The organism is Pseudomonas sp. 203-8 (genome assembly GCF_020708595.1).
In the GTDB taxonomy this organism is placed as follows: domain Bacteria; phylum Pseudomonadota; class Gammaproteobacteria; order Pseudomonadales; family Pseudomonadaceae; genus Pseudomonas; species Pseudomonas aeruginosa.
In genome coordinates this window covers 137,412-163,781 of record NZ_JAJFDF010000003.1, presented here as the reverse complement: position 1 = coordinate 163,781, position 26,370 = coordinate 137,412, and the positions used below count along the sequence as shown (strand labels likewise).

The window sequence follows — 26,370 nt, the reverse complement described above, 5'->3', positions numbered from 1 at the left end:
GCTGCCCGCTTGAGGCCCGACCCCGTAGGGCGAATAACCGCCTGGCGGTTATCCGCCGGATACCCGTGACAGCGGCGGATGACATGCCCTGGAAACGCCGGACATCTCCCCCAGACTTTTCCGCAGCCTCTCTCAGACGCCCAGGAATTGGATAAAAAACCAGTAGGAGGAAGATGGAGGGGTCGCCAAGTCCATCTGTTTTCTTGGGGGCAGAAAAGACGCGGGCCGCAGGTGCAGGAACACCTACGACCCGCTAACCAGAGACCAGCTAATCAAGGAGCTGACCCATGGCTAAGGCCGATGATACGTCGAATCCCGCAATAACCGCACAGTCCCCTTCCACCTTCATCCCCCTGCGACGCACCTCGCAATGCAACCAGCACCCCGGTTGCGCCACCCTCTACCTGGACAGCAGCGCAGCCAGCGAAGACCTGTTCGACACCGCCCGCCGCCGGCTGGAGTCGGCGATCGGAACGCTGAGCGTCCTCGACCTGCTCGACGAAACCGAAGAGCCCGGTGAAAGCATCTGCCGCATCACCGGTTCCCTGCTGTCGTTGCTCAGCGACGCCCTGTCGCTGTTCGAGGCGGAATACGCACGCAGACACCGATAACCGACGGAGGCGGTGCCCCCCGGCAAGGCCGGGGGGTTGAGTAGCGGGGCGAAAAGGGGATCCCTCTCCGCCCTGGCTCGGCAGTTGCGCGGTCGGGCGAAAGCCACCTGCCCGCTACGCACGCCAACCCAGGCAATCCCTGACGATGACCGGTCTTTCATCTGCGACTGTTTCTCATTTACACTCGACCCCCATTCTTCGGAGCCAGGCTCCTTTCCTGGGTGCATCGTGCCGTTCGATCCCGCCAAGCCGACGCTGTTGTCCACACTGGTTCGTCACTACGAGGAACTGGTCGACCATGTTCGCCGGCGCTTCGGCGACCGGGGCATGGCGCGCGAAGTGGTGCACGACGTGTGCGTGCAGTTGCTCGAACGCGACGAGAAGGAGGACGTGCACACGCCCCTGGCCCTGCTGCGGAAAATCTCCCACGACACCGCCGTGAGCCGCTATCGTAGCGACCGTCGTCGAACCGCCTGGGTAGAAGCCGTCGCCGAGCTTCCGGAAGTCGCCTGCATGGCGGCGACGCCCATGGGTCGCCATGAGGCCGAGCGCGAGTTCCAGGCACTGGTCGACGCCATCGCCACGCTTCCTCCTCGCTGCCAGGCCGTTTTCGTCATGCACAAGATCCACGAAATTCCCCAGGCGCAAGTCGCCGACCGGCTCGGCATCTCCGTCAAGACCGTGGAAAAGCACCTGCGCCTCGGACTGGCGGCCTGCCGGGAACGGCTCGGCCGCGGCGAGGCACGGCCATGACCCAGCCCTCGAAACGGAATGGGCAGGTTCCGCTGGACGACGCCCTGGAGCGCCATCGCGACGCGCTGAAGGACCTGTTCCCGCTGCCGCCCTCCCGGCCGAAATCGCGCAAGGCAAGCAAGGCGGCCGGCGTCGCGCTATTGCTGGCGCTGGCCATCGGCGCCCTGGCCTGGCTGGACCCGGCCTACAAGCGCGAGCGCTTCGCCACCGCCATCGGTGAGCGGCGCGACGTGACCCTGGCCGACGGCAGCCAGCTCCTGCTCGACAGTGGCAGCCAGATCGAGGTCAGTTGGCACCCGCTCAGCCGCCGGGTCGCGTTGCGCGCGGGGCAGGTGCTTTTCGAGGTATCCCCGGCGCGCTATCGGCGCTTCGTGGTGTCCGTGGGTTCGACCGACATCCGCGTGCTCGGCACCCGGTTCAACGTGCGCCGCCTGGACGACGATGTCCGCGTGACCCTGGAGCGTGGCCGGGTGGAGGTCGGCACCTCGGCTACGGCGCAAGCGCCAGTCGTGCTCCTGCCGGGCCAGCAGGTCGATGCCATTGGCGGGCAACTGATGCCGCTGGCCAAGGTCGATGCCGCCACGGCGATGGCCTGGAAAGACGACCGCCTGGTCTTCGAGCGCACGCCCCTGGGCGAAGCCGTCGCGCTGCTGCGCCATTATCGCAAGGCGCCCATTCTCCTGGACGACCCCAGCCTGGCCTCCCTCCGGCTGACCGGCGTCTTCGCCGCGCACAACGCCGACCGGCTGCTCGACCTGCTGCCGAGCATCCTTCCCGTGGCCGTGTCGCGGCAGGAGGACGGCAGCGTCGAGATCCAACGCAAATCGACGCGAAAATAATTCTCGGACGCAGGTAGGGTTTCCCGCGCGCCGTGGCGGCTATCCAGGAAAAGCCAACCTGCATAGGAAATCGAGACGTGCATTTTTCCCTCCGCAGTCGCCACCTGCGTCCTTCATTGCTCGCCAGCAGCCTGCTCCTGGCGGTGTCGGCCCAGGGCCAGGAAAAGCTCGACGTGGATCTGCCCGCCGCGCCGCTCGGCCAGGCGATCAACGCCCTCGCGCAACAATCCTCGGTACAGATCCTTTTCGCCGGCGATCTCGGCGCCGGCCGCCAGGCGCCCGCGCTGAAGGGGCGTTTCACCCCCGAAGAAGCATTGCGCCAGTTGCTCAGGGATAGCGGCCTGAAGGCGCAGGCCAGGGACGAACATACCTTCATCGTCGTTCCGGCCAGCGAAGCCGCCGTGCCCGCTACGCAAGCCCGCAGCGAACCGCTGGACATGGAGCAGATGGAAATCACCGCCTCGCGCACCAGCAGCGACCTGGTCTCCGCCACGCGCCAGTCCACCGTCATCGAGCATGCCCAACTGGAGGAGCTGCGCCAGGGCTCCGACAGCCTGGCCACCGTGCTGGCCAAGGCGGTGCCGGGGATGTCCGATTCCAGCCGCACCATCACCGAATACGGCCAGACCCTGCGCGGGCGCAGCATGCTGGTGATGGTCGACGGCGTGCCGCTGAACACCAACCGCGACTCCTCGCGCAACCTGGCCAACATCGACCCGGCGCTGATCGAGCGGATCGAGGTGATCCGTGGCAGCAGCGCCATCTACGGCAGCGGCGCCACCGGCGGGATCATCTCCATCACCACCCGTCCGGCCGGCGGCGAGAACCGCGCGGAAACCCGCCTCAGCGCCACCTCGCCGCTGACCCGGCTGGGCAGCGATGGCCTCGGCGGCCAGTTCCAGCAATACTTCGCCGGCTCCCTGGGGGCGCTCGACTATTCGTTCGACTTCGGCACCCGTCACGTCGGCGCTTCCTACGACGCCCATGGCGACCGCATCGCCCCGGAACCCAGCCAGGGCGACCTGTTCGACTCGAACGTCTACAACATCGGCGGCAAGCTCGGCCTGCGCATCGACGAGAACCAGCGCGTGCAGCTCGCCCTCAGCCACTACGACGCCCGCCAGGACACCGACTACGCCACCGACCCGAGGGTCGCCAGGCTGCCGCCGGGCTCGGTCCCGGCCAACGCGATCAAAGGCCTGGAGCTGGACGAGCAGAACCGCATCCGCAACACCCTGGCGAACCTCGAGTACGAGAACCTCGACATCCTCGGCAGCCGGCTCTCCGCGCAGCTCTACTACCGCGACTATTTCACCCGCTTCACTCCGTTCGACGCCCGCGCCGTCTCCACCCGCGGCGGCAATGTCGACCAGATCATGCAGAACAGCGAAGTGTTCGGCAGCCGCCTGACCCTGCGCACGCCGCTGGGCGAAAGCGGCAATACCGAACTGGTCTGGGGCGGCGACTACAACCAGGAACGCAGCGACATGCCGCTCGACGTGTTCGACCCGGCGGCCTACGACGCCAGCGGCGGGCTGGTCTTCGACAAGATCGGCAAGCTCACCTACATGCCGCCGCTACGCACCCGCAGCGCCGGCGCGTTCGCCCAGTTGCAGCATCGCTTCGACGAACACTGGTCGATCGACGGCGGCCTGCGCTACGAATACTCCACCGCCGAATTCGACGACTTCGTCCCGCTCTCCGAGTCCAAGGCCGCCTCGCCGGTGACCGTCAAGGGCGGCGACCTCGACTACGACGCGGTGCTGTCGAACCTCGGCATCGTCTATTCGCCGGTGGCTGGCCAGGAAATCTATGCCTCCTTCAGCCAGGGCTTCCAGCTGCCCGATGTCGGCATCCAGCTGCGCAACGCCCGCCGTGGCTTCGATATCGGCTCCTCGAACCTCGAACCGGTGAAGACCAACAACTACGAACTCGGCTGGCGTGGCGCCATCGGCGGCAACACCCTGGGCAGCCTGGCGCTGTTCTACACCACCTCCAAGCTGGGCGACGTGCAGAGCTTCAACAACGGCCTGATCCTCACCCGCACCAAGGAGCGCATCTACGGCGTCGAGGCCAGCGCCGACTGGCTCAGCGACGACGAAGTCTGGGGCGCGGGCGGCAGCGCCACCTGGATGCGCGGACGCGAGAAGCCGGACGGCAAGGACTGGCAGGACATGACCGGCTACCGCGTGCCGCCGCTGAAGCTGACCGCCTACCTGCAATACAAGCCGGATGCCGACTGGAACAACCGCCTGCAGGCCACCTTCTTCGACTCCAAGGACTACCGTCTCGACGGCGTGGAAAGCTTCGGCCGGCGCCAGGTCAGCACCTACACCACGGTCGACCTGGTCAGCCAGTACCGCATCACCCCCGACGACCAGTTGAGCCTGGGCATCCAGAACCTGTTCAACCGCGACTACTACCCGCTCTACAGCCAGTTGCTGCGCAACAACAACAACACCAGCCACCTGCCGGCGCCGGGCACGGTGCTGACGGCGAGCTATACGCACAACTGGTGAGGGGAGGGAGGAGCCACCGGGCCTGGGCCCGGTGGGTGTCTGGGCCGCGGCGTCGAGGGTTGCACGCCTTCGGAGAGAGGACGGTTGGGGGCGGGTTCTTGCGGGGGCGGCAGCTACCGGCCAATTGCGCTCAGTGTGCTGGGCACTCCGGGCCTGGATTGCGCGAAATCCCATACATCCTCCGGCCTGGAGAGGTTAGGGTTCGGAGTCGGGTGTGCCATCTTTGGCTGGGTAGGGATGCTCGGCGTGATACGCCGCATAGACTTTCTGAACCTCGGGATCATCGAGGTTTTCGTAGGTAATGTTCTCACCATCCATACCATCGAGTCCGTTGATTTGCCCGATGATCTCAGGCCACTGATCACGGCTGTGGATAGGCACAACGAATGGGACAAGGTAGCGGTCCAGGTGACCCTTGCCAGGATTGTGAATCTCATCGTCCAGGGCCTGGAGATAGTCGTCCTTGCGTGTGCTGGCCCAGTCGATGGCAAAGCCGGCTCGATAACTGAGCTCCATGTAGAACAGCAGAATCGAGCGTCCGTTGCCGTCTAGAAAGGGATGCGCAAAGCAAAGAAGTCCCATGACCTCACCGGGCTTCTGCATGAATCCCTGCTTCTTGCTCGCCAGGCTCAGGGCATAGTCCACCGCGCGTTCGATCATCGCGGGACTTTCGAAGAAGGTACGTCTGGGAGCGCCCTTGGGACCTTTCCAGACAGAAAGATGAGGGACCAGCTCGAGACGGTCACGCCCGGCCCAGGGGTAGAATTTCTCGAACAACAACCTGTGTACCTGCAAAAGGGCCTGGTAGTTCAGGTTCTTTGTGCGTTCGAGATAGGAAAGGGCTTCATCGAGCCCCATTTCGAAGGAGAAGTGTTCGTTTTCCTTCACTTCCGCCGGATCTTTCAGACCCAAGCTGTTGCGCAGGTAGCCAGTCGTTTCGAAGTCACCAAAGGGATCGAAACTCATCCACCAGGTATCTCTTTCGCCTTGCGCTTCTCGATGACGTAGCGGCGCTGGAGATCGAACGCCTGGGACTTGCTTAGTGCGCCTTTGCGCTTGAGGTTGATCAGCATCTGCTCAACGCTATCGAGAGATACCGAGTCGCCGGCCAGGCACGTGATGGTGAGCGCCATCCGGCTCAGACCATCGCGCTCCGCGCTAACGCCATTGGCCTGGGCAAGTCTCTGAATTTCGGTTGCGACTAAGCCTTTGCTCTTTTTCATCGGTAAACCCCTTTCCATTCCGCAACTTTAGCATCAAAGCCATACATACGCGGGACCGCTCGACAGCACGAACTCGGCTGCCCCAGCACGTCAGTGTCGCGGCACGCATCCTCCAGCCCTGCATCGAGTGTCCGCTCACGACCGGTTTTGCCTGCGACGAATGGGCTCAGAACACGACCTGCCCTGACATGCCCGGCTGCACCTCGCCGCCGATCCAGATATCGCCGCCGATCTGCTCGACGCTTATCCGCCCCCGGCGACCCAAGGCCGTGCCCTGGCTCGCCGTGTAGCGCCCGGGCATGACTCCCGTGCCGATCAGCCATTGCGCCAGGCTCGCGTTGAGGCTGCCGGTAACGGGGTCTTCATTGAGTTCCTCGCCCATGAAGGCGCGCACTTCCACATCCGCCTCCGCCTGGGGACCTTGCCAAGGCGCGACCACGCCCACGTTGAGCCCGTCGAGCTTCGCGTAGTCCGGGCGGATGGCCAGGACCTCGTCACGCGTGGCCAGCCGAACGGCGACCCAGCCGGGTCCGTTGTCCACCCATTGGCTGCCGAGTACCTGCCCCGGGGACAGGCCAAGCCCGCTCTCGATCCGTCGCAACACCTCGTCTTCGACCGCTCCGCCACGAAGCAGGGGAGGCGCCGCGAACGACAGCAAGGCGCCCTTGCGGCGGATGCGGATCAGGCCCGCCAGACACTCCTGGACGATCTCGTCAGCAGCATTGCCGCCCCCCTGGTTCAGCCAGACCTGGCAGCTCCCCAGCGTCGGATGCCCGGCAAAGGGCAACTCCCGCAGCGGGGTGAAGATCCTCACGCGATAGTCGGCTTCGGCAACGGTCGGCCGCAGCAGGAAGGTCGTCTCGCTCAACTGGGTCCAGGCAGCGAACTCCAGCATCTGCTGGCTGCTCAGGCGGTCGGCACCAATCACCACGGCAACGGCGTTGCCTTTGAAGGGCTGTTCGGAGAAGACATCGACTTGCTCGAAGGGTAACGAAACCGGCATGGGGCCTCCTGGGATTATGGCGGGGGAGGATAAGGTAGGGGGCGGATGTCTGAAACCGGGGTGCGGATTTTCGGGGGGGGCTTGGGGGCTCTCGTCAGGGGCCGCAATCGGCCAGAAGCAGACGCTTGGCCTCCCTACTTTTGCTCTCCTATGTGGAAGCTTGGCGAGATTCGCTTTTGGGTGAAAATGGTTAGTTGAAGCACATCCGCTTCTGCCCCCACCCCTGACTGCGTACTAATCGCTTCAGGAGTGCACTAAACTTTAAATAGAGCTTTAATGTTGGAGCTTAAGATTTTATACAATACACTCTTAATTGTGGATAACTTGAAAAGCCACTATTGCATGAATGATATCCCGAATTGGCTTTGCAAATCGGGCTGAACAGATATTCGCGCGAAGGAATGAAGATGGCGACACCAAAGGAAGTCAGAATTGATTTTTCTCCAAGTACAAAACTCGAAATTTTTAAGCGGGTAAATGGTCGCTGCTCCTTCCCCCGCTGCACCAATGTTACAGTTGGTCCATTTTTAGGATTTGATGGTGCAATAAATATGGGTGTAGCTTGCCATATTTACAGCGCTGCTGAGGATGGGCCACGTGGCCGGGGCGGGCAGACGGACGCATTCATTGGTAGCGAAAAAAATGGTATCTGGTGCTGTTCTGCTCATGCATCTTTAATTGATAAGAAAAAAGGGAATGAATTCCCCTCCACTGTATTGTTCGCATGGAAAGAATTGGCAGAGGCCCGAATCAGGAAGCTACTTGATGACGTGCCTTCTCCGCTCGGCTGGGTGGATGCTATAGAATTTTCAGAGTACGAAAATCTAATTAATCCGCCTCGTATTACCCTGTCGAGAAACACGCTGATTTTTGGCAGAAACTGTAGTGGCAAGACTTCTCTAATGGAAGCAGCTGCATCAGTTAGTAATTCAATATATGCCGAGAATTTTTGTGGAACTTATAAGGATGGCGCTTACCTTAAATACAAAGTGCAAATTAAATACTCAACTGTTGACACGCTCAACAAAACCCTGGAGTTGGAGATGAGCAATGGCAGCCTTGTACGCAGGGAAGGCAAAACACCTTATCTGCTTCCCCCCGGGGATTTGGAAGTCATCTTATGCTCAGAGCGAGAGACACGGCGTAGAGCGCATGAGGATGATGTCGACTTCCTGATGCGCTATCTGAATATAGATAAAGCTGCTTTATTTTACTTGGCCGAAATGGGGGGCGGAGAGTTACTGCCTGGAGATATAAAATTCGAGCAGGCCGTCGACAGAAAGTATGACGAATTCGATGAGGAGATATTGACGGATATATGTAAGCCAGATGGCGAACCCTATATGAATCTTTTGTTTCGGAGTCGCGGCGGCCAGTATTGGGTATCTCTAGCGCGCTTGGCGACGAGCGAGTACGGCCTGCTTCTGGTGAGTTTTGCTGTAACCAAAGCGCGTGAAACATGCAAGCAAAAGCTTACGCTTTTCTTGGTGGATGGTTTAATCTATAACTTTGATAGTTATAACTTTGAAAAGCTTCTTGGTGTGTTGTCGAAAAGTGATTTTCAGTCAGCCCTAGTATTGCCGCCTTATCAGGAATCTAACATTCTAGATAAAGATGAAGGAGTTGTTGCATTAAAGGAGTTAGACTATCTTGTGCAGTGGCAGTTGAGAGTACTTGAGCGGTCAGAGTGGGGAGAGTGCTAGCGAGACGCTAAATTCTCGAGATGGCCTGCGCCCTCTTCCACTTATATCCAAGGGCAGCTATTGGCCGAAATCGGCCATCGAACGCCCACTCCACAAGCAATTTCCCGCCCCACGAATCCAGATCGCGCCTACAGACTGTCGCGACGCAGCTACCAGGAAAACCCACACGCGCTGGGGCATGCGACATGAGTGGCTTCCCCTCCGCCAGCGCGCTCAGGAACGACTGGCAGAGGGGTCGCCCACCCTACACCCAGCGCCGGAACAACAGGCTGGCATTCACCCCGCCGAAGCCGAAGCCATTGGACAGCGCGTGTTCCATCGGCCAGCGCCGGGCTTCGCCGCGAACCAGGTCGAGGCCCTCGGCGTCGGTGTCGGGCGTTTCCAGGTTGAGCGTGGCGGGGGCGAGCTGGTCGCGCAGTGCCAGGACCGTGAAGATAGCCTCGATGCCGCCGGCGGCGCCCAGGAGGTGGCCGGTGGCGGATTTGGTCGCGCTGATGGCGAGCCCGCTGCCGGCGCCGAACACGGCCTTGATGGCGGCCAGTTCGCCCTTGTCGCCTACTTGGGTGGAGGTGGCGTGGGCATTCAGGTGTTGCACCGCGGCCGCTTCCACGCCGGCCTGGCGCAGCGCCTGCTGCATGGCCCGGCGGGCGCCGCTGCCATCTTCCGGCCCGGCGGTCATGTGGTAGGCGTCGGCGCTGGTGCCGTAGCCCACCAGCTCGGCGATGGGCCTGGCGCCGCGCGCCAGGGCGTGCTCCAGTTCCTCGATGACCAGTAGGCCGGCGCCTTCGCCCATGACGAAGCCGTCGCGGGCCTGGTCGAAGGGGCGCGAGGCGCGCTCGGGGCTGTCGTTGAAATCGCTGGACAGGGCGCGCGCGGCGGCGAAGCCGGCCAGGCTGACCCGGTGGATGGTCGCTTCCGCGCCGCCGCAGAGCGCCACGTCGACCTCTCCCGCGCGGATCATCCGCGCCGCGTCGCCGATGGCCTGCACGCCCGCCGCGCAGGCGGTCACCGGGGCGCCCAGCGGTCCCTTGAAGCCATGGCGGATCGACACATGGGCGGCCGCCATGTTGCAGAGAAAGGACGGGATGGTGAAGGGCGACAGGCGGCGCGGTCCCTTGCCGTCGGTGGTCCGCACCGCTTCGGCGATGGCATGGAAGCCGCCCACCCCGGAGGCGATGACGGTCGCCGTGCGCTCCTGCGCCTCGGCGCTCTGCGGCGCCCAGCCGGCCTGGGCCAGGGCCTCTTGCGCGGCGGCCAGGGCGAAGAGGATGAAGCGGTCCATCTTGCGTTGTTCCTTGGCGGCCAGCAGCAGGTCGGGATCGAAGCCGGCCTGCGGGTCCTGGACACGGTCGGGGACCTGGCCGCCGATGCTGATGGGCAGGTCGCCGATCAGCTCCGCCGGGAGCGTGGCGATGCCCGATTGCCCGGCCAGCAGGCGTTGCCATATGGGTTCGACTCCGCAGCCCAGCGGGCTGACCGCGCCCATGCCGGTGACGACGATACGTTTGCTCATGAGGGTCCGAGTCCTTCTGTTCCGTTGGAATAGCAGTCAGTGGACGTAACTATCATCATGAAAGTAACATGCGGACCAGCACTTTGTGAGCCTCGCCAAGGAAGAACCATGCAACGCAAGACCTTCGCCGATGCCGAATGCCCCATCGCCCGCAGCCTGGAACGGGTCGGCGAATGGTGGAGCATCCTGATCATGCGCGATGCGCTACAGGGCCTGCGCCGCTTCGACGAATTTTCCCGCAGCCTGGATATCGCGCCGAACATGCTCACCCGGCGCCTGAACGCGCTGGTGGAGGCGGGCCTGCTCGAACGCCAGCCCTACAGCCAGCGCCCGCTGCGCTATCAGTACGTGCCCACGGCCAAGGGCGAGGATTTTCGCGTCGTGCTCATGGCTTTCGTCGCCTGGGGCAATCGCCACTACGCAGAGGAAGGGCAGAGCGTGCAGCTCGTCGAGCGAACAAGCGGGCGGCCGGTGCGCTCGTTCCTGGCGGCTCTCGCCGATGGCCGAACGGTACCGCTGGAGCAATGCACCGTGCAGGCCGGGCCTGCCGCCAGCGAGGAAATGCGCCAGCGCCTGGCGGCCATGCCGGAGCGGAGCGAGCTGCCGGCTCGATGAACGGGCTCCCTGGCGTACGCCGCCTGGTCGAGGAGGCGGACGAGGCGTTCGCGGTTCTGTTCCTTGTAGCTGGCCATCGTTCGCGGTCGTGGTTGGGAAAAACGCGATCGTCGAGGCTTGCGCATGGCACTCGCAGGTCCGCCTCGCGAGCCGTTCGGCAACACCGCGAGCCCTCGGCCTGCTAGAGTGTGCAGCCTCGTTCGCGGAGGTCTGCATGCGTATTCTCGCCGATGAAAACATTCCCGTGGTCGACGCCTTCTTCGCCGACCAGGGCTCCATTCGCCGCTTGCCCGGGCGCGCCATCGACCGCGCGGCGCTGGCCGAGGTCGACGTGCTGCTGGTGCGCTCGGTCACCGAGGTCAGCCGCGCCGCGCTGGCCGGCTCGCCGGTGCGCTTCGTCGGCACCTGCACCATCGGCACCGACCACCTCGACCTCGACTACTTCGCCGAGGCCGGCATCGCCTGGTCCAGCGCGCCCGGCTGCAACGCCCGCGGGGTGGTGGACTACGTGCTCGGCTGCCTGCTGGCGATGGCCGAGGTGCGCGGCGCCGACCTGGCCGAACGCACCTATGGGGTGGTCGGTGCCGGGCAGGTCGGCGGGCGGCTGGTGGAGGTGCTGCGCGGGCTGGGCTGGAAAGTGCTGGTCTGCGATCCGCCGCGCCGGGCGCGCGAGCCGGACGGCGAATTCGTCTCGCTGGAACGGCTGCTGGCCGAGGCCGACGTGATCAGCCTGCACACTCCGCTGAACCACGACGGCGAACACCCGACCCGCCACCTGCTGGATGAACCCCGCCTGGCCGCCCTGCGTCCCGGCACCTGGCTGGTCAACGCCAGCCGTGGCGCGGTGGTCGACAACCAGGCCCTGCGCCGCCTGCTCGAAGGCGGCGCCGACCTGGAAGTGGCGCTGGACGTCTGGGAAGGCGAACCGCAGGCCGACCCCGAACTGGCCGCGCACTGCCTGATCGCCACTCCGCACATCGCCGGCTACAGCCTGGAAGGCAAGCTGCGCGGCACCGCGCAGATCTACCAGGCCTACTGCGCCTGGCGCGGCATCGCCGAACGCGTGAGCCTGCAAGACGTGCTGCCGGAAACCTGGCTCGCCGGCCTGCAGCTCAACCCCGGCTGCGACCCCGCCTGGGCGCTGGCCACGCTGTGCCGCGCGGTGTACGACCCGCGCAGCGACGACGCCGCCTTCCGCCGCAGCCTGACCGGCGACAGCGCCACCCGCCGCGCTGCCTTCGACGCCCTGCGCAAACACTACCCGCCGCGCCGCGAGATCACCGGCCTGCGCGTCGCCACCGGTGGACGGGCGGAGTTGCAGCGGGTGGTGCGGGCGCTGGGGGCGCAGTTGGTCTAGGAGCGTGCGGCTGGGTCGATTCCTGTCTCCGCACCTACCCGAGCAACTGCTCAGGCGTCTCCTGCCGCCGATAGGGAAACACGTCGATCACCTTGCCCTCGCGGATCTGCTCCTGCAGGCCCTGCCAGTATTTGGCGTCGTAGAGGTTGCCGTGCAGCTTGGCGAATAGCCGGCGCTGGTTGAGGTCGACGAACAGGAAGCGCGGGAATTCTTCCGGGAACACGTCGTTGGGCCCCACCGAATACCAGGGCTCGGACGACATCTCGTCCTCGGGGAAGCGCGGCTCGGGGATGTAGCGGAAGTTCACCTCGGTGAGGTAGCAGATCTCGTCGTAGTCGTAGAACACCACCCGGCCGTGGCGGGTCACGCCGAAGTTCTTCAGCAGCATGTCGCCGGGGAAGATGTTCGCCGCCGCCAGTTGCTTGATCGCCAGCCCGTAGTCGTTCAGCGCCTCGCGGGTCTGCGCCTCGCTGGCGTTCTCCAGGTAGATGTTCAGCGGGGTCATGCGCCGCTCTGTCCAGCAGTGGCGGATCAGCACCACGTCGCCTTCCATCACCACCGTCGACGGCGCCACTTCCAGCAGTTCTGCCAGGCACTCCGGCTCGAACTTGCTCACCGGGAAGCGGAAGTCGGCGAACTGCTGGGTGTCGGCCAGGCGTCCGACCCGGTCGTGGTTCTTCACCAACTGGTACTTCTGGATCACCGTGGCGTGGTCGACGCTCTTCGACGGGTTGAAGCGGTCTTTGATGATCTTGAACACCGTGTTGAAGCCGGGCAGGGTGAACACGCTCATCACCATGCCGCGCACCCCGGGGGCCATGACGAAGCGGTCGTCGGTGGTCGCCAGGTGGTTGATCAGGGCGCGGTAGAACTCGCTCTTGCCCTGCTTGTAGAAGCCGATCGAGGTGTACAGCTCGGCCAGGTGCTTGCCCGGCAGCAGGCGCTTGAGGAAGGCCACCAGCTCGGCCGGCACCGGCACGTCGACCATGAAGTAGGAGCGGGTGAAGGAGAAGATGATCGAGACTTCCGCCTCATCGGTGATCACCGTGTCGAACTGGATGCCGTGGCCCTCGCGGTGCAGCAGCGGGAACACCAGCGGCCACTGCTCGTCCGGGGTGAACAGGCGGCCCACCAGGTAGGCGCCCTTGTTGCGATAGAACACCGAGCCGATCAGCTCGATGGCCAGGTCCGGGTCCTTGCACACCCAGTCCGGCAGGTTGCTGTGCAGCAGTGCGTCGATCCGTTCGAGGTCGCGCTCACGGTCGTCGTAGGGCACGTCGAAGCGGTAGTCGTCGAAGATCTTCTCCAGCGCCTGGCGCAGGTCGCCGCCTGGCCGGTAGGTGCGGGTGTAGGGCGCGCGGGCGTGGGCGCGCAGCGAGGGCCGGGTGGTGTGCACGAACATCGTGCCGTCGCTGATGTTGTCGTGGCTGAACAGCCCGCAGAAGATCGAGTTGAACCAGGTCTCGGCCAGCTCGTCGTCCAGCCGCAGGTTGATCTGCGCGATGTAGGCGCTCTTGATGATCGGCCAGCGCTCCACGTCCAGCAGCTCGCTGTCGGCCAGCCCCGCGCGCAGCCCGGCCACCGTCTCGGCGACCTTTTCCTCGTAGAGGTTGATCCGCTGCGCCGAGGCGCGCTGCGCTTCCTGCCACTGCGCCTGCTCGAAGCGGGCACGGGCGCCGTCGGTGATCTCGCGGAACTGCTCTCGGTAATCGTCGAAACCGCGCAGGATGAGGGCGGCGATTTCGCTGGCTGGGGCGCTCTGGACCATGCTGGCGTCCTTTCGTTGTTCGAAGGTCGAGCTTAGCCAGAGCCGCGCGGCAGGGAAAGCGCGATCTCCGACCGGCTGGTCGAGCCCGGCGCAGACGCTTATGCTGGGTGGCCAGACAGCCCAGGGATGACCGCAATGACCGCCGAATCGCCGACGATCCGCCTCGAACGCTACAGCGAACGCCACGTGGAAGGCCTCACCGCCCTGTACAACGACCCCGCCGTGGCCCGCCAGGTCCTGCAGATGCCCTACCAGTCGGTGGAGCAGCGCCGCAAGCGCCTGCACGACAGCGCGGACGACGACCGCCTGCTGATCCTCGTCGCCCTGCACCAGGGGGACGTCATCGGCAGCGCCAGCCTCGAACAGCACCCGCGCATCCGCCGCAGCCACAGCGGCAGCATCGGCATGGGTGTCGCCGTCGCCTGGCAGGGCAAGGGAGTCGGCAGCCGCCTGCTCGGCGAACTGCTGGACATCGCCGACAACTGGATGAACCTGCGCCGCGTCGAACTCACCGTCTACACCGACAACGCCCCGGCGCTGGCGCTGTATCGCAAGTTCGGCTTCGAGACCGAAGGGGAGATGCGCGACTACGCGGTGCGGGACGGGCGCTTCGTGGATGTGTACAGCATGGCGCGCTTGCGGAGGGTCGAGGGGCGGGTGGGGGAGTGAGGGTGTCCGGGAGGCTGCCTCCGGCCAGCAGCGGCCAGTTTGCCCGGCAAATGAATCCGTCCCCAACCTTTTACTCGGAAGTTCGTCGATAGCAGGATGTGCGCGTGATCCGCTCAGTGGTTCAACTTGAACATATTGGCGTGAACGCAATAGGGGACTGCATAGCGGGTCGTCAGGTGGTTCTCCAGTTCCGTAGCTGCCGAGGCGAGGTTCGTCAATTCGTGAACGCCGGAGTTGGGATCGAAGAAATAGAGATCGCTACCGTCATAGGCAAGCGCCACCGAGTGGGGCGTAGGGCTTTGCATGGCGATCAGGGCCGCGCCGCGCCGGCTGCGAATCAACAGCTGGATGGTGTGCGTCAGCAACTGGACGAAGCCTCCCTCGAAGAAGGAGGACAAGGTTCCAATCGATTTGCATCCCAGGGTCTGTGCCTCCTGTGAGTAGAGGTTATGAAACGCCTGGATCGCCTTGCCCTGATTGCGAATACCGGGAAGGTTGCCCCCGCTGGGGTTGCTGATCGGCACGCCGTCGATACCGGTTTCATAGGTGCCGGAACTCATGAGACCACCACAGATCTGGTCCTGCAGATCCATGATTCGCTCAACCTTCCCACCGATATTCCGCTGTTGCATCAGGTCGGCAAGTCCTGGCACCGGACCCAGGTCGAGCGCGCGCATGCAGAAATAAAAGGAAATGCCTTCGCAGGAGCCATCATGCCGTGCGTTGAAGTCACCTTGCTTGCAACCCAAAATGAGAGTGATAGCCATACCATGCTCCTTGCTTGTTCGCGGCTTTCATGACCAGCTTCGATTGGCCGAGCCGGATATTCGAAGTGCGTCCTGTTCGAGGAACGTCCACTGAAGGCGTGCAACCGCAATCAGGCAGGCGCCTGACGCTTCAAAAAGAGAAAAAGTATTGGGCGCAGGGCCAAGTGGATGGCCTGTCGCCCCCCAAAGAATAGCTGCCCCCAAGCGGCTGCTTTGGCTGAAAGACAACCTGGGATCGACGCTGGCCAGAATCGGCTTCGGGCCGTCGCGAAACCGGGCCCGACAAGGAATGAAGGTGGAGTCGGAACATGAGTGATTACATCGAGACCCTGCGCTCGAAATACGATGCCCACTTCGGCAGCGAACCGAGCACGGTCTTTCCAGGCCACGAATACTGGGACGATAGCGCTGGCGTGCCGGCGATCGACGTATTCGTCTACCGCAAAGAGGACACGGGCAGGCCGCACGATGTGCTGATCACCGCCGGGATGAGCCGCCAGCCCATGAACTTCCTGCCCACCTATGAAGGAGAGCGCTGGGCGAGCGAACTGATCTGGTATTTCGACGAGGCGGACCGGCACGACCTCCAGACCACCCAATGGCTGGCCGGGCTTCCGTTCTACGACAGGTTCGTCCTGGGCTTCGGGCATACGGTGCACTTCGGCATGCCGATCTTCGAGGGTGGGCACCTGCGCCATTTCCTGCTGCTGAATACCCTGGTGAAGATCGATGCGCGGCTGTTCGACGATTTCCACGCGGCAGCCCATCCCGTCGACCTGTTGTGGGTCGTGCCGCTTTCCGAACGGGAATACCGGCTCAAGCGCGAACAGGGAATCGATGGATTGATGCCGGTCTTTGCGGAAAACGCGCATCCGGTGACAGTGGACAAGCAGCGCGGCTGTTATCTGGGAGGCGAGGGCGCGTGACGAAGGATCCTGCGACGGACAGCGGCCTGAACGTGCGCCTGGTCGCCGCGTTCGCCGGCTGGAAAGGCATTCCCTGGCTATGCTGGGCCCACAGCGACCTGTCCCCGCGGCTGGTCCTGCATGCGGACCGTGTCGAGTTCCGCGTCATCCGCACGCGCTCGAAGCCGTATTCCAGCATTTCCCGGGTGGACTACCGGAAATGGCACTACACCGAGAACATCGTGCTGGAGTTCACCGACTCGCTGACGACCTTCATCGGCAATACGATGAATCCCGCCACGGCACGGCAGGCGATTCGGTACTTGCAGGAAAAGGGCTGTCCGTTGTCGGAGCGGGCCAGCAACCTGGCCATGGCGTAGGGTGAATAACCGCAGTGCGGTTATCCGCCGGTTCGGCGCGGTATCGGCGGATAATGCCGTGGAATTATCCGTCTACGACTTTCCAAACCTCATCCATCCGTCGACCGCGTGACCTCTTCCCACGCCGCGATTTCCTCCTCCAGCGCCTTCAGCTTCTGCCGCACCAGCCCCAGTGCATCGCTGCCCAGCAGCAGGTGCGCCGGCGGGTTTTCCGCCTCGATGGCCTGGAGCATGGCGCGCGCGGCCTTGCGCGGGTCGCCCGGTTGCTTGCCGCTCTTTTCCTGGCGAGCCTGGCGGACCGGGTCGAAGAGCGCGTCGTAGTCGGCGATGGTGCGCGGGCTGCGGACCATCGAACGGCCCGCCCAGTCGGTGCGGAAGGAGCCGGGGGCCACGGCGGTGACGGCGATGCCGAGGCTGGCTACCTCCTTGCCCAAGGCTTCGGAAAGCCCTTCCAGGGCGAACTTGCTGCCGCAGTAGTAGGCGATGCCGGGCATGGTGATGTAGCCGCCCATGGAAGTGATGTTGAGGATATGACCGCGGCGGCGCCGACGCATGTAGGGCAGCACGGCCTGGATCATCGCGACCGCGCCGAACAGGTTGACCTCGAACTGCCGGCGCATCTCGGCCAGCGGCGACTCCTCGAGGATGCCTTCATGACCATAGCCGGCACTGTTCACCAGCACGTCCAGCGGACCGATGTCGCGCTCGATGGCTGCGACCGTCGGCTCGATGGCGGCAAGGTCGGTGACGTCCAGCAGCCGGCCGAAGGCTTGGCCCGGCGCCACGGCTTCCAGTGCGCTCCTGGCCTCCTCGCTGCGCACCGTGCCCACCACGCGGTGACCGGAATTCAGGGCCTCGCGGGCCAGGGCCTGGCCGAAGCCGCTGCTGGCGCCGGTGATCAACAGGGTCTTGCGAAACGACATGGTGTGACTCCGTTACGGGGGAATGAGTGCACAATACGCAGAAATTTCCCTATCTCAGAGACCGGAATTTCTCGTTTCATTGCCTGATTCTATGAGCGCATCACTGCCTGATTCAGAAGCCATCCGCTCCGTCGACCGACAGCGCATGGTCGCGTTGCTCGAAAACCTGGCGCCCCGGGAGGGCTACAACCTCACCGGGCTCGACAGCGTCCGTCTGCTGCGTTCGGATCGTCCGCTGGCGCGGACTCCGGTGCTCTACGATCCGGGGATCGTCATCGTTTGCCAGGGGCGAAAGCGCGGCTATTTCGGCGAGCAGATCTACCTGTACGACGAGCAGCACTACCTGGCCGTGGCGGTGCCGGTGCCGTTCACCATGGAGACCGATGCCACGCCAGAGCGACCGCTGCTGGCGATCTACCTGCACCTGGATTTCCCGCTGGCGGCCGGGCTGGCGGTGGAGATCGACCGTCAGCGCGCGCTTGCGCAGGTCGAAGCGCCGCGCAGTCTGATGTCCAGCTCTATGGACGCGCCGCTGCGGGCATCGGTGTTGCGCTTCCTGGAGGCGCTGGGCGATCCGCTGGAGACAGCGATCCTCGCGCCTGCACTACTGCGCGAGCTGTACTTCCGCGTGCTCACCGGCCCTCAGGGCGGCGCCATGCGCGCGGCACTGGCCATGCGCGGGCGCTTCGGCAACATTGCCCGGGCGCTGCGCCGCATCCACGCGCAATACGCCGAGCCGCTCGAGCTGGCGCAACTGGCGGGCGAGGCGGGGATGAGCGTGCCGTCGTTCCACAGCCACTTCAAGGCGATCACCCAGACCTCGCCGATGCAGTACCTGAAGTGCACACGCCTGCATCAGGCGCGTCTGCTGATGGTGCGCCAGGGCATGAGCGCCCAGGCCGCCTGCCATGCGGTCGGCTACGCCAGCGCTTCGCAGTTCAACCGCGAGTTCAAGCGTCTGTTCGGCCGCTCGCCGCTGGCAGAAGCCCGGCGCCTGCGCGCGGGGTTCTCGCTGCCGCCGGCGCAGGGGGAGGCGGAGTACGTGTCGTCGCATTAGGGCGAGCGTGGAGTCGGTTCGCCTTCCTGCTCTTGGCCGAGTTCGCTAGGTGAATGTCGGTTGCATTGCCGCTGTTGGCGTCTCGGTGCAGTGACAGTCCTGGCCGAGTGACGCGAATCCTGCGCGGGGTGTGCAAGCCGTTACCCGTACCGACTGCACTGTTTGCCTATCCATCCGGTGCCGCCTGCCGTAATGGTCGGGTCCTTGCGTGCTTGGCGATGGAGTCTCGAAATGATTGGGTTTTACGACTTGTAAGTTGGGAGTTTTCTTACTTCTAACTCAGGATTTTCAATTTTCTATAAATGCCACACTTCCCGCATCTTCAACTCATCGCTTTCCATCCTGCCATTTGCAAACCCAATGACGCCTCATGCCTTTGCTCGCTGGAATCTTCTGCTTCTGGTCGCTTCCATCTTTGCCGGACTTGTCTTTGCTCCGAGTGCCGATCTTTCCGCCTTGCCCACTCCTGAAGCCCGGAAGTGGGTTCTGGCGGAAGTTCCGTCCGTTGCGGTTGATACGACGGTTGTCGGCAAGTTGGCTGGAATGTCGTGGTGGGGGAGAACCGTGGACGAGGAGCGCGAAGCTGAATCGAAGCGGGTTTCGGTGGGCGTGGATGGAGTGGCGCTAATCAAGGTCGATTGGCTGCTACGCGGCATTGTCCGCGATGAAGGCGGCATCTTCGCCCTTGTTGCCAAAAGCGCCGAGGGGCCTCTGCGGCGTTTTGCGGCGGGCGCCACTCTGCCTGGCGGCGAGCGTCTGGAGAGCATCACTGAACAAGGAATCCGCTTCTCGTTCTCGCAGGATGGGAACACCCAGGGTTTTGAAAGGAAACTGTATGCACCCTTGCCATAGGCCGAGCTTTGCCTTCTTGCGCCACCCGTTGTCCATTGTCGTCTGTCTGGCCCTATTGGCAGGTTGCAGTACTTCCCCATTGCAGTTTCCCGAACCATTGCTCGCGAAGTCGGAAAAAGCCAAGGCAACCGAGGGCGTAGCCCTGGTGAGCGACGACGGAAAGAAAGCTCCGGCATCGTTGGCTGTTCCGAAGACGGAGTTCAGTGGCACGCCCACATCGCCTCGGTCGATCGTAGGCGGTGTAGTCGATCGAATGGACAAGGCGATCCTCGACGACAAGAAGGCTGACATCAGTCTGAACGTGGAGGACGTGCAGCTTGCCGCATTCATCAACGAGGTATTCGGCAACATCCTCGGTTTGCCGTTTGAGATCGAAAGCGCTCTGAAGGAAAAGACTGATCGCGTGACCGTTCGTTTGGAACAGCCGCAGACTGCACAGATGGTCTACGAAGTCGCGCGCCAGGTGCTCGTCAACTACGGCGTGGAGATACTCCACCAAGGCGATATCTATCGCTTCCAGATCAAGCAGGTAGGGCTCAGCCCGGACGAGCCGCCCATTCTCATCAGTGGCGAAGCACGGCCTAGTGTGCCGATTGCCTATCGGCCGGTATTTCAATTCGTGGCGTTGCACAGCGTCGACCCCAAGGATGTGATTCCCTGGTTGAACAGTGCCTACGAAAAATCCGGCCTGAGCGTGATGGCCGATGGTGCGCGGAGTGGCTTGATGCTCAAGGGCATGTCTTCCATCGTCAACCAGGCCACCGAAGCCGTCCGCCTTCTCGATCAACCTTTCATGCGTGGACGTCACAGCCTGCGTATCGACCCGGCCTTCGTCAGTGCTGCCGACATGGCCAGTCAACTCAAGAGCGTGATTGCGGCGCAAGGCTACAGCGTCGGTATCGGCGAAGCGGTCGGCAGCATAATGCTGGTACCGCTGGAAAGTTCCAATGGCCTCATCGTCTTCGCCAACGATGGCCAACTTCTCGACTTGGTGCGCGAGTGGGCGCAGCAGGTCGACAGGGCTCCGATGGCGGTTGCCGCAGGTATCGGCGAGGAGAAGGAAGGACTGTTCTTCTACGAAGCTCGCAATACCCGTGTCACCGAACTGGCCAAGTCGTTGCGGGCATTGGTATCGGGGTTCGCCGGGGAGGGTGCCTACGGGATCACCTCCGGACTGCAAAGCAGCGCTTCCAAGCGATCTGGCGGTGGCAGGCGCGCCGGAGACGATGGTGCGGCACCGGCGGTGGCTCCCTTGCTGCAAGCCGCAGGTGCCGCCGCGTTGGTGGGGGGCGACGGTGCTAACGGTTTGCTCGGTGGCTTGGCGGCCGGTATCAGCGGCAGCGGCACCATAGTGGAGGACGAGAATCGAAACGCCATCTTGTTCCGAGGAGCGGCGCGTACCTGGCAGCAGATGCAGGGCTTGCTCCGGGAAATGGACAAGCCGGCCCGCCAGGTATTGATCGAGGTGACGGTGGCCAGCGTAAGTCTCAGCGACACCCAGGAGTTGGGCGTGGAGTGGGAGATGCTCAACGGCAGCTTCAATAGCGCGACCTCGACCGGAAGCAAGGGCAGCGCCGGGAAAGGAGGTTTCAACTACGTCATCAACACCGCCGGAGGCAATACCGCAGCCATCCAGGCAATGGCGGACAATCAACGAGTCCGGGTACTCGCCACTCCCCGTATCTTGGTCAAGAGCGGCGAGCAGGCCAACATCAATGTCGGTCGGGATATTCCTATCCCAACGGCCCAGGTCAATGACGACAGCACCACTGCTGGAAGCACCAACCTGCGCAATGAAATTGCCTACCGCTCTACCGGCACAATTCTGAATGTCGCCCCCGTAGTCTACTCGGATAGTCGGGTCGATCTTACGGTCAGCCAGGAGTTGAGCGACAGTGGCGGTTCTTCCGGCGGCGGTGGCAAGGCCAGTGGTGGAGGAATCAGCGCTCCGGAGATTTCCAGGACGTCGCTGGAAACATCGCTTACGTTGAAAAGCGGTGGGTCGGTGCTGATGGGGGGGCTGATTCGGGACAACATAACGGACTCCAACGCTGGCGTGCCTCTCCTGAAGGACATTCCCGGGATCGGTTTCCTCTTCGGACGCCAGAAAGCCGTGAAGACCCGTGAAGAAGTCATCATGTTGATCCAGCCTTACGTGCTGGAAAGTGATGCCGATGCCAGGGAAGTGACGGAAAAGCTGCACGCCATGCTGAGCAAGACACTGGCCTGCTCCGATAGACCGGGCGCCTGCCGTATGGAATGAGGTCGGTCGCCTGCAACACTCATCTAGACGACTCTCGTCGTGCTTCCCGATAGGCCTGGAACTTTCCGGGCCGTATCCATCCATAAAAATCTATTGCGAATCTTCTTTCTAAATGCTCAGAAGTAGCCTTTTACTTCTGGGTGTGACCCGGTTTTTAGAAACGTTTGTTCGTGATCGCTTGGATATTCTTAAGAATTTTCTCTATTTTACAGTTTTTATTTTTACCTTCTTCCGTAGGAAAATTCATTTATTAAATGGGAAGAGGTGAAAACGCACTTTTTGCTATTGCTGAGGTGCTTTGGCAATTATATAAAGCCATCCGTTGGTGCCTGTGTGGCCACTTCATGTAGTGGCTGGGCGTCAATTCGATCGGTGTCACCGGAATGATTGGAAGTATTCATGGTGTCAGGCCTGTCGATGTGTTGGTTGATTACCGATACATGATCATTAGCGTGTCGTCCAAAGATGGACACTTGACTGGAATGCTCAATATAAACGCTTCAAGGAGTTATTTTCTCATGCTCAAAAGAACACTACTCAGCGCCGCTGTAGCTTCGGCACTGTTTGCTGGAGTCGCGAACGCTGCCGGAGTGGTTGCTATTGCCACAAGCCCCACTCTGGAGGCGAACTCGCCTGGTGCAACCGAGCAGTACGGACCAGGACAGGCCAACTATGTCGTCGGCAAGAGTGTGGAAAATGGTGCCAACCTCGACAGCAAGGCGGCCAACATCACCCTGGCTCAGGAGATTTTCGGCAACAAGTCCGAAGAAACTACCTTTGACCTACCCAGCGTTACCTACACCATCGATCCAGTGAAGGCTGGAAATGCCGCTGCGGGCCACACCATCAAGCTGACCCTTGGTCGTACCGTCGTGCGCTTCGCCAAGGCCGTGACCGCCAACCAGATCAAGATCGGCGCCCTGGCGGCGGGTAGCGGCTTCGTCATCACCAGCGGCACTGGCGCCACTGACAACACGCTTGAGCTGCGCCTCGACCAGGCGGGTGCCGACATGATCAAGCAGACCGCGACCGGCGGCAACGTGGTGTTCTTCAACTTCCGCGAGCCGAGCAGCCAGGACAGCCAGCCTGCCAAGGTCACCAACATGCGCGCTCCGCTTCAGGGCGATGCCACCTTCGTGGCTGGAAGCTGGAATCCGAAAGTGAGCCTGCAGAACGACCCGCTGAACGAATTGCGTTTCCAGGTCACGGTTTCCGCCCAGTTCGATACCACCACTGGCGCCGATGCCGGCAACCCTGCGAATAACGATTCTGCACCGCCCCTGACCATTTTCACTTCGCTGCCCGCGGTTTACTGGGACGTTCTCAACACCAACCAGTATGGGCAGAATCGCGTCCTGCATCCGTTGAACCTGAACAATCAGGATCGCTCCTTCGATACCACGGTGTCCGTCGGTGGCGATAACACCGATTATTATGGTGCCAACTATGCGCGTCTGGGCGCCGTACGGCTCGGCATCAATACGGATGTGCTCAACGAAGCGGGTCGAACCGTGTTTGGTTTCGCCGGTGGCGACAAGGTGACCAGCACCCTGTCGGGTAACTTCAACGGGATCAGCGACATCGGCCTGACCACCGGGAACTGCTCCGCCTTTGCCGCCAATCCGGGGTCTGCCGCCAAGCTCTGGAATTCTGCCGCCATCGAAGGTGTAGTGGATGCGCAGGGCAACGGTACTTTGCCGGTATCGTTCGACAACTCGAATATCAACCAGACCTACAACGTCTGCGTGAAGGCTTCCGGCACCGTGCCGATGCAGGCGCTGCAACGTTTCGACGTGGGTGATCTGAAGGTCGACTTCGAGAACGTACGCTATGTCGACCGTACCATTGCAGGCAACCGTCTCGACGAGTTCTGGAAGAACAGTTGCGTCGCCAGTCTGTTCAATCTGCCTGGCTCCAATGTTTCCGACCAGTTCTTCATTCGTCTGACCAACACCAGCGACGATGGTCGGGACGGCAAGGTGCGCGGGGTACTGTTCGACCAGAACGGTAAGCGTTATCCGGCGACTGGCAGCACCTACCTGACCGACTCGAGCGGGAAGACCGCCCTGAAAGCGCACGAAACCGGTGTGTACACCGTAACCGAAGTAGCCAAGGCCTTCGGTATCGACGGCACCAACTGGAACGGTGCCAACGGTCGCGCACGTCTGGTCCTGGAAGGCGAGTTCCCAACTTGCGAGGCGCTCGGCCTGATCCGCTCTGCCAATGGCACCATCACCAACATGACCTCCACCACCCAAGGCAACTTCAACGAAGATGGCTCGTCCACCTTGGAGAACCACAAGGCTGGTAACAACCGCAACTAAGTCGCTTTAGCTGCAGGCCAAAGGAGGCGATCTCCTCGATCGCCTCCTTTTCCACTGGGTAAGTAGAAAGAGAGTGCGTTACAGACGGGCTCGATGGGAGTTCTTACCCCTGAAAACCCAGCTCTGTACGTATCAAGGTGAGGCGAGATGCGCGTATTGGTCACAGGAGGTGCAGGATTCATTGGCTCTCATGTGTTGGTCGAACTCTTAGGCCAAGGCGCCAAGGTTGTGGTTCTGGATAATCTTGTCAACGGTTCTTCGGAATCTCTAAAGCGAGTGGAAAGAATAACCGGGCATCCGGTTGGCTTCGTACTGGGAGATATTAGAGACAGTCTTCTTGTTGAGCGCCTGCTGATCGATGAGAAGGTTGATGCGGTCATTCATCTGGCGGGGTTGAAAGCTGTTGGAGAAAGCGTTGATGACCCGCTGGAGTATTACGAGAGCAACGTTCAGGGAACTATTTCGCTGCTACGCGCCATGCAGAGGGTCGGGGTATTCAAGATTGTCTTCAGTTCTTCCGCAACGATCTATCAGATGCCTGGCACCTTGCCTATATCCGAGAGTTCGAAAGTGGGAGGCGTGGCCAGTCCCTATGGCCGGACAAAACTGACTGCCGAGCACATGCTCGATGACCTGGCTCGCTCCGATGCGCGTTGGTCCATCGCGGTGCTCAGATACTTCAACCCCATCGGTGCTCATGAAAGCGGCCTCATCGGTGAGGACCCATGCGGTACCCCAAACAATCTGCTGCCCTATATCGCCCAGGTTGCAGTCGGACGTTTGAGTCGGTTGACGGTACATGGCGGCGACTATCCGACTATCGACGGGACGGGAGTCCGGGACTACATCCATGTTTGCGACCTGGCAGCAGGACATACCAGGGCGCTCGAGTACCTGCGGCAGGGGCACGGCTACCACGTTTGGAATCTTGGGACGGGCACCGGCTATTCGGTCTTGCAGATCATCGAAGCTTTCGAGCGAGTCTCTGGCAGGCGCATTCCCTTTACGGTGTCCGGTCGCCGCCCAGGTGATGTGGCCGAGTGCTGGGCGGATGTTTCCAAGGCGGAGCGAGAGTTGGGCTGGAAGGCGGGGCTGGGCCTCGAATGCATGATTGCGGATGCCTGGCGCTGGCAGGTTTCCAATCCGAGTGGGTATTCATGAATCACGCCGCTGTTGTCGATGGGTTGCCTTTTAGCAACCTTGCGCTGATCTCCAATCAGGCTTTTTCAATCTACAATTTTCGTGGCGATTTCATTCGTGAGGTCGTACGTCGAGGAGCGAAGGTCTACGCTTTCGCTCCAGACTATGACGAGGTGACAAGCCGTCAAGTTTCGGAGCTTGGAGCAATTCCGGTTTCCTACAGCTTGAAACGTGCGGGCATGAATCCCTTTCAGGAGTTGCACGCGCTCCTGAGCCTGATCTGCAAGCTGCGGGCGCTGAAGATCGATGCCGTGTTCAGTTACTTTATAAAGCCCGTTATCTACGGTGGTATCGCGGCTTTTTTGACGGGCGTCAGATTACGCTATTCGATGATCGAAGGCGCTGGTTTCATCTATTCGGAAGAAGGCTATACCCATTTTCTACGGAAGCTGCTTAGGCATGTCGTGACCTGTTCGATCAGGTTGGTCCTTCGGTTCTCGTCTCGTGTATTTCTTCTCAATCAGGATGACTATGACCTGTTTGTGAGCCCTCGGCTGGCCAAGACGGGACGTGCCTTGATATTGCCGGGTATAGGCGTCGATCTTGATTATTTTGCCGCGAGTTCTCCCGTGTTGCGGCCTATTACTTTCGTGTTTGTCGCTCGTCTTCTCAAGGAGAAAGGTATCTATGATTTTGTGGAAGCCGCGAGAATCGTTAGAAAACGTAGTCCGCTCGCGCGTTTTCTGGTCTTGGGAGGCGTCGACAGTAATCCAGGAAAGGTTTCACGGGAGGAAATGAACCAGTGGGTAGCCGAAGGCTTGTTGGAGTGGCCTGGCCATGTGCATGACATCAAGGCATGGGTGGCCAATACGAGTGTATTCGTGCTGCCCTCCTATTATAGAGAAGGTGTGCCGAGAAGTAGTCAGGAGGCCATGTCCCTGGGGAAGCCTGTGATAACGACTGACTGGACGGGATGTCGTGAAACGGTACTGGATGGTTTCAATGGATTTCTGGTACCGATCAAGAGTCCGCAGAGTTTAGCCGCGGCAATGTTGAAGTTCATCGAGTCGCCTTCGCTCATCGCACGTATGGGAGAAGCCAGTAGATCGCTGGCGGAACAGCGCTATGACGTTTTCAGGATAAACAATACGATGCTTTCTGCGTTGTAGGGATCTGGCTGTGAGTT

23 protein-coding genes are annotated in these 26,370 nt (G+C 61.8%); 16 read left to right on the top strand and 7 right to left on the bottom strand.

From position 1 onward, the window contains the following. The first annotated feature begins 287 nt into the window (after nucleotides 1-287). The 4 genes from LJF27_RS07515 (at nucleotide 288) to LJF27_RS07500 (ending at nucleotide 4,722) form a co-directional block, all read left to right on the top strand. Nucleotides 288-611, top strand: coding sequence for a hypothetical protein (locus LJF27_RS07515; RefSeq protein ID WP_003082848.1), 324 nt, complete (start codon nucleotides 288-290; stop codon nucleotides 609-611). Between the two features lie 228 nt (nucleotides 612-839). After that, nucleotides 840-1,364, top strand: a complete 525-nt coding sequence (locus tag LJF27_RS07510; RefSeq protein WP_003109590.1) for an RNA polymerase sigma factor — start codon at nucleotides 840-842, stop codon at nucleotides 1,362-1,364. After that, complete coding sequence (locus LJF27_RS07505) at nucleotides 1,361-2,203, top strand: FecR family protein (RefSeq protein ID WP_003118651.1); 843 nt, start codon at nucleotides 1,361-1,363, stop codon at nucleotides 2,201-2,203. The genes LJF27_RS07510 and LJF27_RS07505 overlap by 4 nt, the downstream gene beginning before the upstream one ends. A gap of 77 nt (nucleotides 2,204-2,280) precedes the next feature. Then, the gene (locus tag LJF27_RS07500) at nucleotides 2,281-4,722 is read left to right on the top strand and encodes a TonB-dependent siderophore receptor (protein WP_003082867.1); all 2,442 of its coding nucleotides are present in this window, start codon (nucleotides 2,281-2,283) and stop codon (nucleotides 4,720-4,722) included. 195 nt (nucleotides 4,723-4,917) lie between these two features. Here the strand turns inward: LJF27_RS07500 and LJF27_RS07495 are convergent, their stop codons facing one another. The 3 genes from LJF27_RS07495 to LJF27_RS07485 form a co-directional block, all read right to left on the bottom strand. Continuing rightward, complete coding sequence (locus LJF27_RS07495) at nucleotides 4,918-5,688, bottom strand: Fic/DOC family protein (protein ID WP_003102000.1); 771 nt, start codon at nucleotides 5,686-5,688, stop codon at nucleotides 4,918-4,920. Continuing rightward, the gene (locus LJF27_RS07490) at nucleotides 5,685-5,945 is read right to left on the bottom strand and encodes a hypothetical protein (protein ID WP_003102002.1); all 261 of its coding nucleotides are present in this window, start codon (nucleotides 5,943-5,945) and stop codon (nucleotides 5,685-5,687) included. The genes LJF27_RS07495 and LJF27_RS07490 overlap by 4 nt, the downstream gene beginning before the upstream one ends. A 166-nt stretch (nucleotides 5,946-6,111) precedes the next feature. Beyond that, on the bottom strand, nucleotides 6,112-6,948 hold the full coding sequence (locus LJF27_RS07485; RefSeq protein ID WP_003109588.1) for a PhzF family phenazine biosynthesis protein: 837 nt from the start codon (nucleotides 6,946-6,948) through the stop codon (nucleotides 6,112-6,114). A gap of 407 nt (nucleotides 6,949-7,355) precedes the next feature. Here LJF27_RS07485 and LJF27_RS07480 point away from each other — a divergent pair, with 407 nt between their 5' ends. Next, the gene (locus tag LJF27_RS07480; RefSeq protein WP_010792044.1) at nucleotides 7,356-8,651 is read left to right on the top strand and encodes a hypothetical protein; all 1,296 of its coding nucleotides are present in this window, start codon (nucleotides 7,356-7,358) and stop codon (nucleotides 8,649-8,651) included. 244 nt (nucleotides 8,652-8,895) lie between these two features. Here LJF27_RS07480 and fabF read toward each other — a convergent pair whose 3' ends face one another. Further along, nucleotides 8,896-10,164: a beta-ketoacyl-ACP synthase II gene (gene fabF, locus LJF27_RS07475; protein ID WP_003082877.1), complete on the bottom strand. Its 1,269-nt coding sequence runs from the start codon at nucleotides 10,162-10,164 to the stop codon at nucleotides 8,896-8,898. A gap of 108 nt (nucleotides 10,165-10,272) precedes the next feature. Here fabF and LJF27_RS07470 point away from each other — a divergent pair, with 108 nt between their 5' ends. Further along, entirely contained in the window at nucleotides 10,273-10,779 is a 507-nt protein-coding gene (locus LJF27_RS07470; protein ID WP_003082878.1) for a winged helix-turn-helix transcriptional regulator, read from the top strand. Between the two features lie 214 nt (nucleotides 10,780-10,993). Then, complete coding sequence (pdxB, locus tag LJF27_RS07465) at nucleotides 10,994-12,136, top strand: 4-phosphoerythronate dehydrogenase PdxB (protein WP_017002030.1); 1,143 nt, start codon at nucleotides 10,994-10,996, stop codon at nucleotides 12,134-12,136. A gap of 34 nt (nucleotides 12,137-12,170) precedes the next feature. Here the strand turns inward: pdxB and aceK are convergent, their stop codons facing one another. Continuing rightward, a complete protein-coding gene (aceK, locus tag LJF27_RS07460; protein WP_017002029.1) occupies nucleotides 12,171-13,904 on the bottom strand; it encodes a bifunctional isocitrate dehydrogenase kinase/phosphatase in 1,734 nt (577 codons plus the stop codon). Between the two features lie 135 nt (nucleotides 13,905-14,039). Here aceK and LJF27_RS07455 point away from each other — a divergent pair, with 135 nt between their 5' ends. Next, the gene (locus tag LJF27_RS07455) at nucleotides 14,040-14,573 is read left to right on the top strand and encodes a GNAT family N-acetyltransferase (RefSeq protein ID WP_003082887.1); all 534 of its coding nucleotides are present in this window, start codon (nucleotides 14,040-14,042) and stop codon (nucleotides 14,571-14,573) included. A 113-nt stretch (nucleotides 14,574-14,686) separates the two neighbouring features. Here LJF27_RS07455 and LJF27_RS07450 read toward each other — a convergent pair whose 3' ends face one another. Further along, nucleotides 14,687-15,340: a hypothetical protein gene (locus LJF27_RS07450; RefSeq protein WP_016561706.1), complete on the bottom strand. Its 654-nt coding sequence runs from the start codon at nucleotides 15,338-15,340 to the stop codon at nucleotides 14,687-14,689. A gap of 308 nt (nucleotides 15,341-15,648) precedes the next feature. Between LJF27_RS07450 and LJF27_RS07445 the strand changes: the two genes are divergently transcribed. Continuing rightward, nucleotides 15,649-16,266, top strand: a complete 618-nt coding sequence (locus tag LJF27_RS07445) for a suppressor of fused domain protein (protein WP_003082889.1) — start codon at nucleotides 15,649-15,651, stop codon at nucleotides 16,264-16,266. Next, nucleotides 16,263-16,625: a hypothetical protein gene (locus LJF27_RS07440; RefSeq protein WP_003082890.1), complete on the top strand. Its 363-nt coding sequence runs from the start codon at nucleotides 16,263-16,265 to the stop codon at nucleotides 16,623-16,625. The genes LJF27_RS07445 and LJF27_RS07440 overlap by 4 nt, the downstream gene beginning before the upstream one ends. An 89-nt stretch (nucleotides 16,626-16,714) precedes the next feature. On the opposite strand, the gene LJF27_RS07435 is transcribed toward LJF27_RS07440, so the two are convergent. Beyond that, nucleotides 16,715-17,548, bottom strand: coding sequence for an oxidoreductase (locus LJF27_RS07435; RefSeq protein WP_016561707.1), 834 nt, complete (start codon nucleotides 17,546-17,548; stop codon nucleotides 16,715-16,717). A 91-nt stretch (nucleotides 17,549-17,639) separates the two neighbouring features. On the opposite strand from LJF27_RS07435, the gene LJF27_RS07430 reads away from it, so the two are divergent. The 6 genes from LJF27_RS07430 (at nucleotide 17,640) to LJF27_RS07405 (ending at nucleotide 26,353) form a co-directional block, all read left to right on the top strand. Next, the gene (locus tag LJF27_RS07430; RefSeq protein WP_031643100.1) at nucleotides 17,640-18,605 is read left to right on the top strand and encodes an AraC family transcriptional regulator; all 966 of its coding nucleotides are present in this window, start codon (nucleotides 17,640-17,642) and stop codon (nucleotides 18,603-18,605) included. Nucleotides 18,606-18,965: 360 nt separating this feature from the next. Next, entirely contained in the window at nucleotides 18,966-19,457 is a 492-nt protein-coding gene (locus LJF27_RS07425; RefSeq protein ID WP_025921061.1) for a hypothetical protein, read from the top strand. Beyond that, entirely contained in the window at nucleotides 19,441-21,720 is a 2,280-nt protein-coding gene (locus LJF27_RS07420; RefSeq protein ID WP_017002027.1) for a type II secretion system protein GspD, read from the top strand. The genes LJF27_RS07425 and LJF27_RS07420 overlap by 17 nt, the downstream gene beginning before the upstream one ends. A gap of 518 nt (nucleotides 21,721-22,238) precedes the next feature. Then, on the top strand, nucleotides 22,239-24,044 hold the full coding sequence (locus LJF27_RS07415; RefSeq protein WP_023103311.1) for a hypothetical protein: 1,806 nt from the start codon (nucleotides 22,239-22,241) through the stop codon (nucleotides 24,042-24,044). 147 nt (nucleotides 24,045-24,191) lie between these two features. Then, a complete protein-coding gene (gene galE, locus LJF27_RS07410) occupies nucleotides 24,192-25,205 on the top strand; it encodes a UDP-glucose 4-epimerase GalE (RefSeq protein ID WP_016263724.1) in 1,014 nt (337 codons plus the stop codon). Between the two features lie 23 nt (nucleotides 25,206-25,228). Further along, entirely contained in the window at nucleotides 25,229-26,353 is a 1,125-nt protein-coding gene (locus LJF27_RS07405) for a glycosyltransferase family 4 protein (RefSeq protein WP_010895560.1), read from the top strand. The last annotated feature ends 17 nt before the right edge of the window (nucleotides 26,354-26,370 follow it).

What these genes read in the sequence shown, in the direction of transcription:
- LJF27_RS07515 (WP_003082848.1), top strand. Translation starts at nt 288, where the DNA reads ATGGCTAAGGCCGATGATACGTCGAATCCCGCAATAACCGCACAGTCC.
- LJF27_RS07505 (WP_003118651.1), top strand. Translation starts at nt 1,361, where the DNA reads ATGACCCAGCCCTCGAAACGGAATGGGCAGGTTCCGCTGGACGACGCC.
- LJF27_RS07495 (WP_003102000.1), bottom strand. Translation starts at nt 5,688, where the DNA reads ATGAGTTTCGATCCCTTTGGTGACTTCGAAACGACTGGCTACCTGCGC.
- LJF27_RS07490 (WP_003102002.1), bottom strand. Translation starts at nt 5,945, where the DNA reads ATGAAAAAGAGCAAAGGCTTAGTCGCAACCGAAATTCAGAGACTTGCC.
- LJF27_RS07485 (WP_003109588.1), bottom strand. Translation starts at nt 6,948, where the DNA reads ATGCCGGTTTCGTTACCCTTCGAGCAAGTCGATGTCTTCTCCGAACAG.
- LJF27_RS07480 (WP_010792044.1), top strand. Translation starts at nt 7,356, where the DNA reads ATGGCGACACCAAAGGAAGTCAGAATTGATTTTTCTCCAAGTACAAAA.
- fabF (WP_003082877.1), bottom strand. Translation starts at nt 10,164, where the DNA reads ATGAGCAAACGTATCGTCGTCACCGGCATGGGCGCGGTCAGCCCGCTG.
- LJF27_RS07470 (WP_003082878.1), top strand. Translation starts at nt 10,273, where the DNA reads ATGCAACGCAAGACCTTCGCCGATGCCGAATGCCCCATCGCCCGCAGC.
- pdxB (WP_017002030.1), top strand. Translation starts at nt 10,994, where the DNA reads ATGCGTATTCTCGCCGATGAAAACATTCCCGTGGTCGACGCCTTCTTC.
- aceK (WP_017002029.1), bottom strand. Translation starts at nt 13,904, where the DNA reads ATGGTCCAGAGCGCCCCAGCCAGCGAAATCGCCGCCCTCATCCTGCGC.
- LJF27_RS07455 (WP_003082887.1), top strand. Translation starts at nt 14,040, where the DNA reads ATGACCGCCGAATCGCCGACGATCCGCCTCGAACGCTACAGCGAACGC.
- LJF27_RS07450 (WP_016561706.1), bottom strand. Translation starts at nt 15,340, where the DNA reads ATGGCTATCACTCTCATTTTGGGTTGCAAGCAAGGTGACTTCAACGCA.
- LJF27_RS07445 (WP_003082889.1), top strand. Translation starts at nt 15,649, where the DNA reads ATGAGTGATTACATCGAGACCCTGCGCTCGAAATACGATGCCCACTTC.
- LJF27_RS07435 (WP_016561707.1), bottom strand. Translation starts at nt 17,548, where the DNA reads ATGTCGTTTCGCAAGACCCTGTTGATCACCGGCGCCAGCAGCGGCTTC.
- LJF27_RS07430 (WP_031643100.1), top strand. Translation starts at nt 17,640, where the DNA reads ATGAGCGCATCACTGCCTGATTCAGAAGCCATCCGCTCCGTCGACCGA.
- LJF27_RS07425 (WP_025921061.1), top strand. Translation starts at nt 18,966, where the DNA reads ATGACGCCTCATGCCTTTGCTCGCTGGAATCTTCTGCTTCTGGTCGCT.
- LJF27_RS07420 (WP_017002027.1), top strand. Translation starts at nt 19,441, where the DNA reads ATGCACCCTTGCCATAGGCCGAGCTTTGCCTTCTTGCGCCACCCGTTG.
- LJF27_RS07415 (WP_023103311.1), top strand. Translation starts at nt 22,239, where the DNA reads ATGCTCAAAAGAACACTACTCAGCGCCGCTGTAGCTTCGGCACTGTTT.
- galE (WP_016263724.1), top strand. Translation starts at nt 24,192, where the DNA reads ATGCGCGTATTGGTCACAGGAGGTGCAGGATTCATTGGCTCTCATGTG.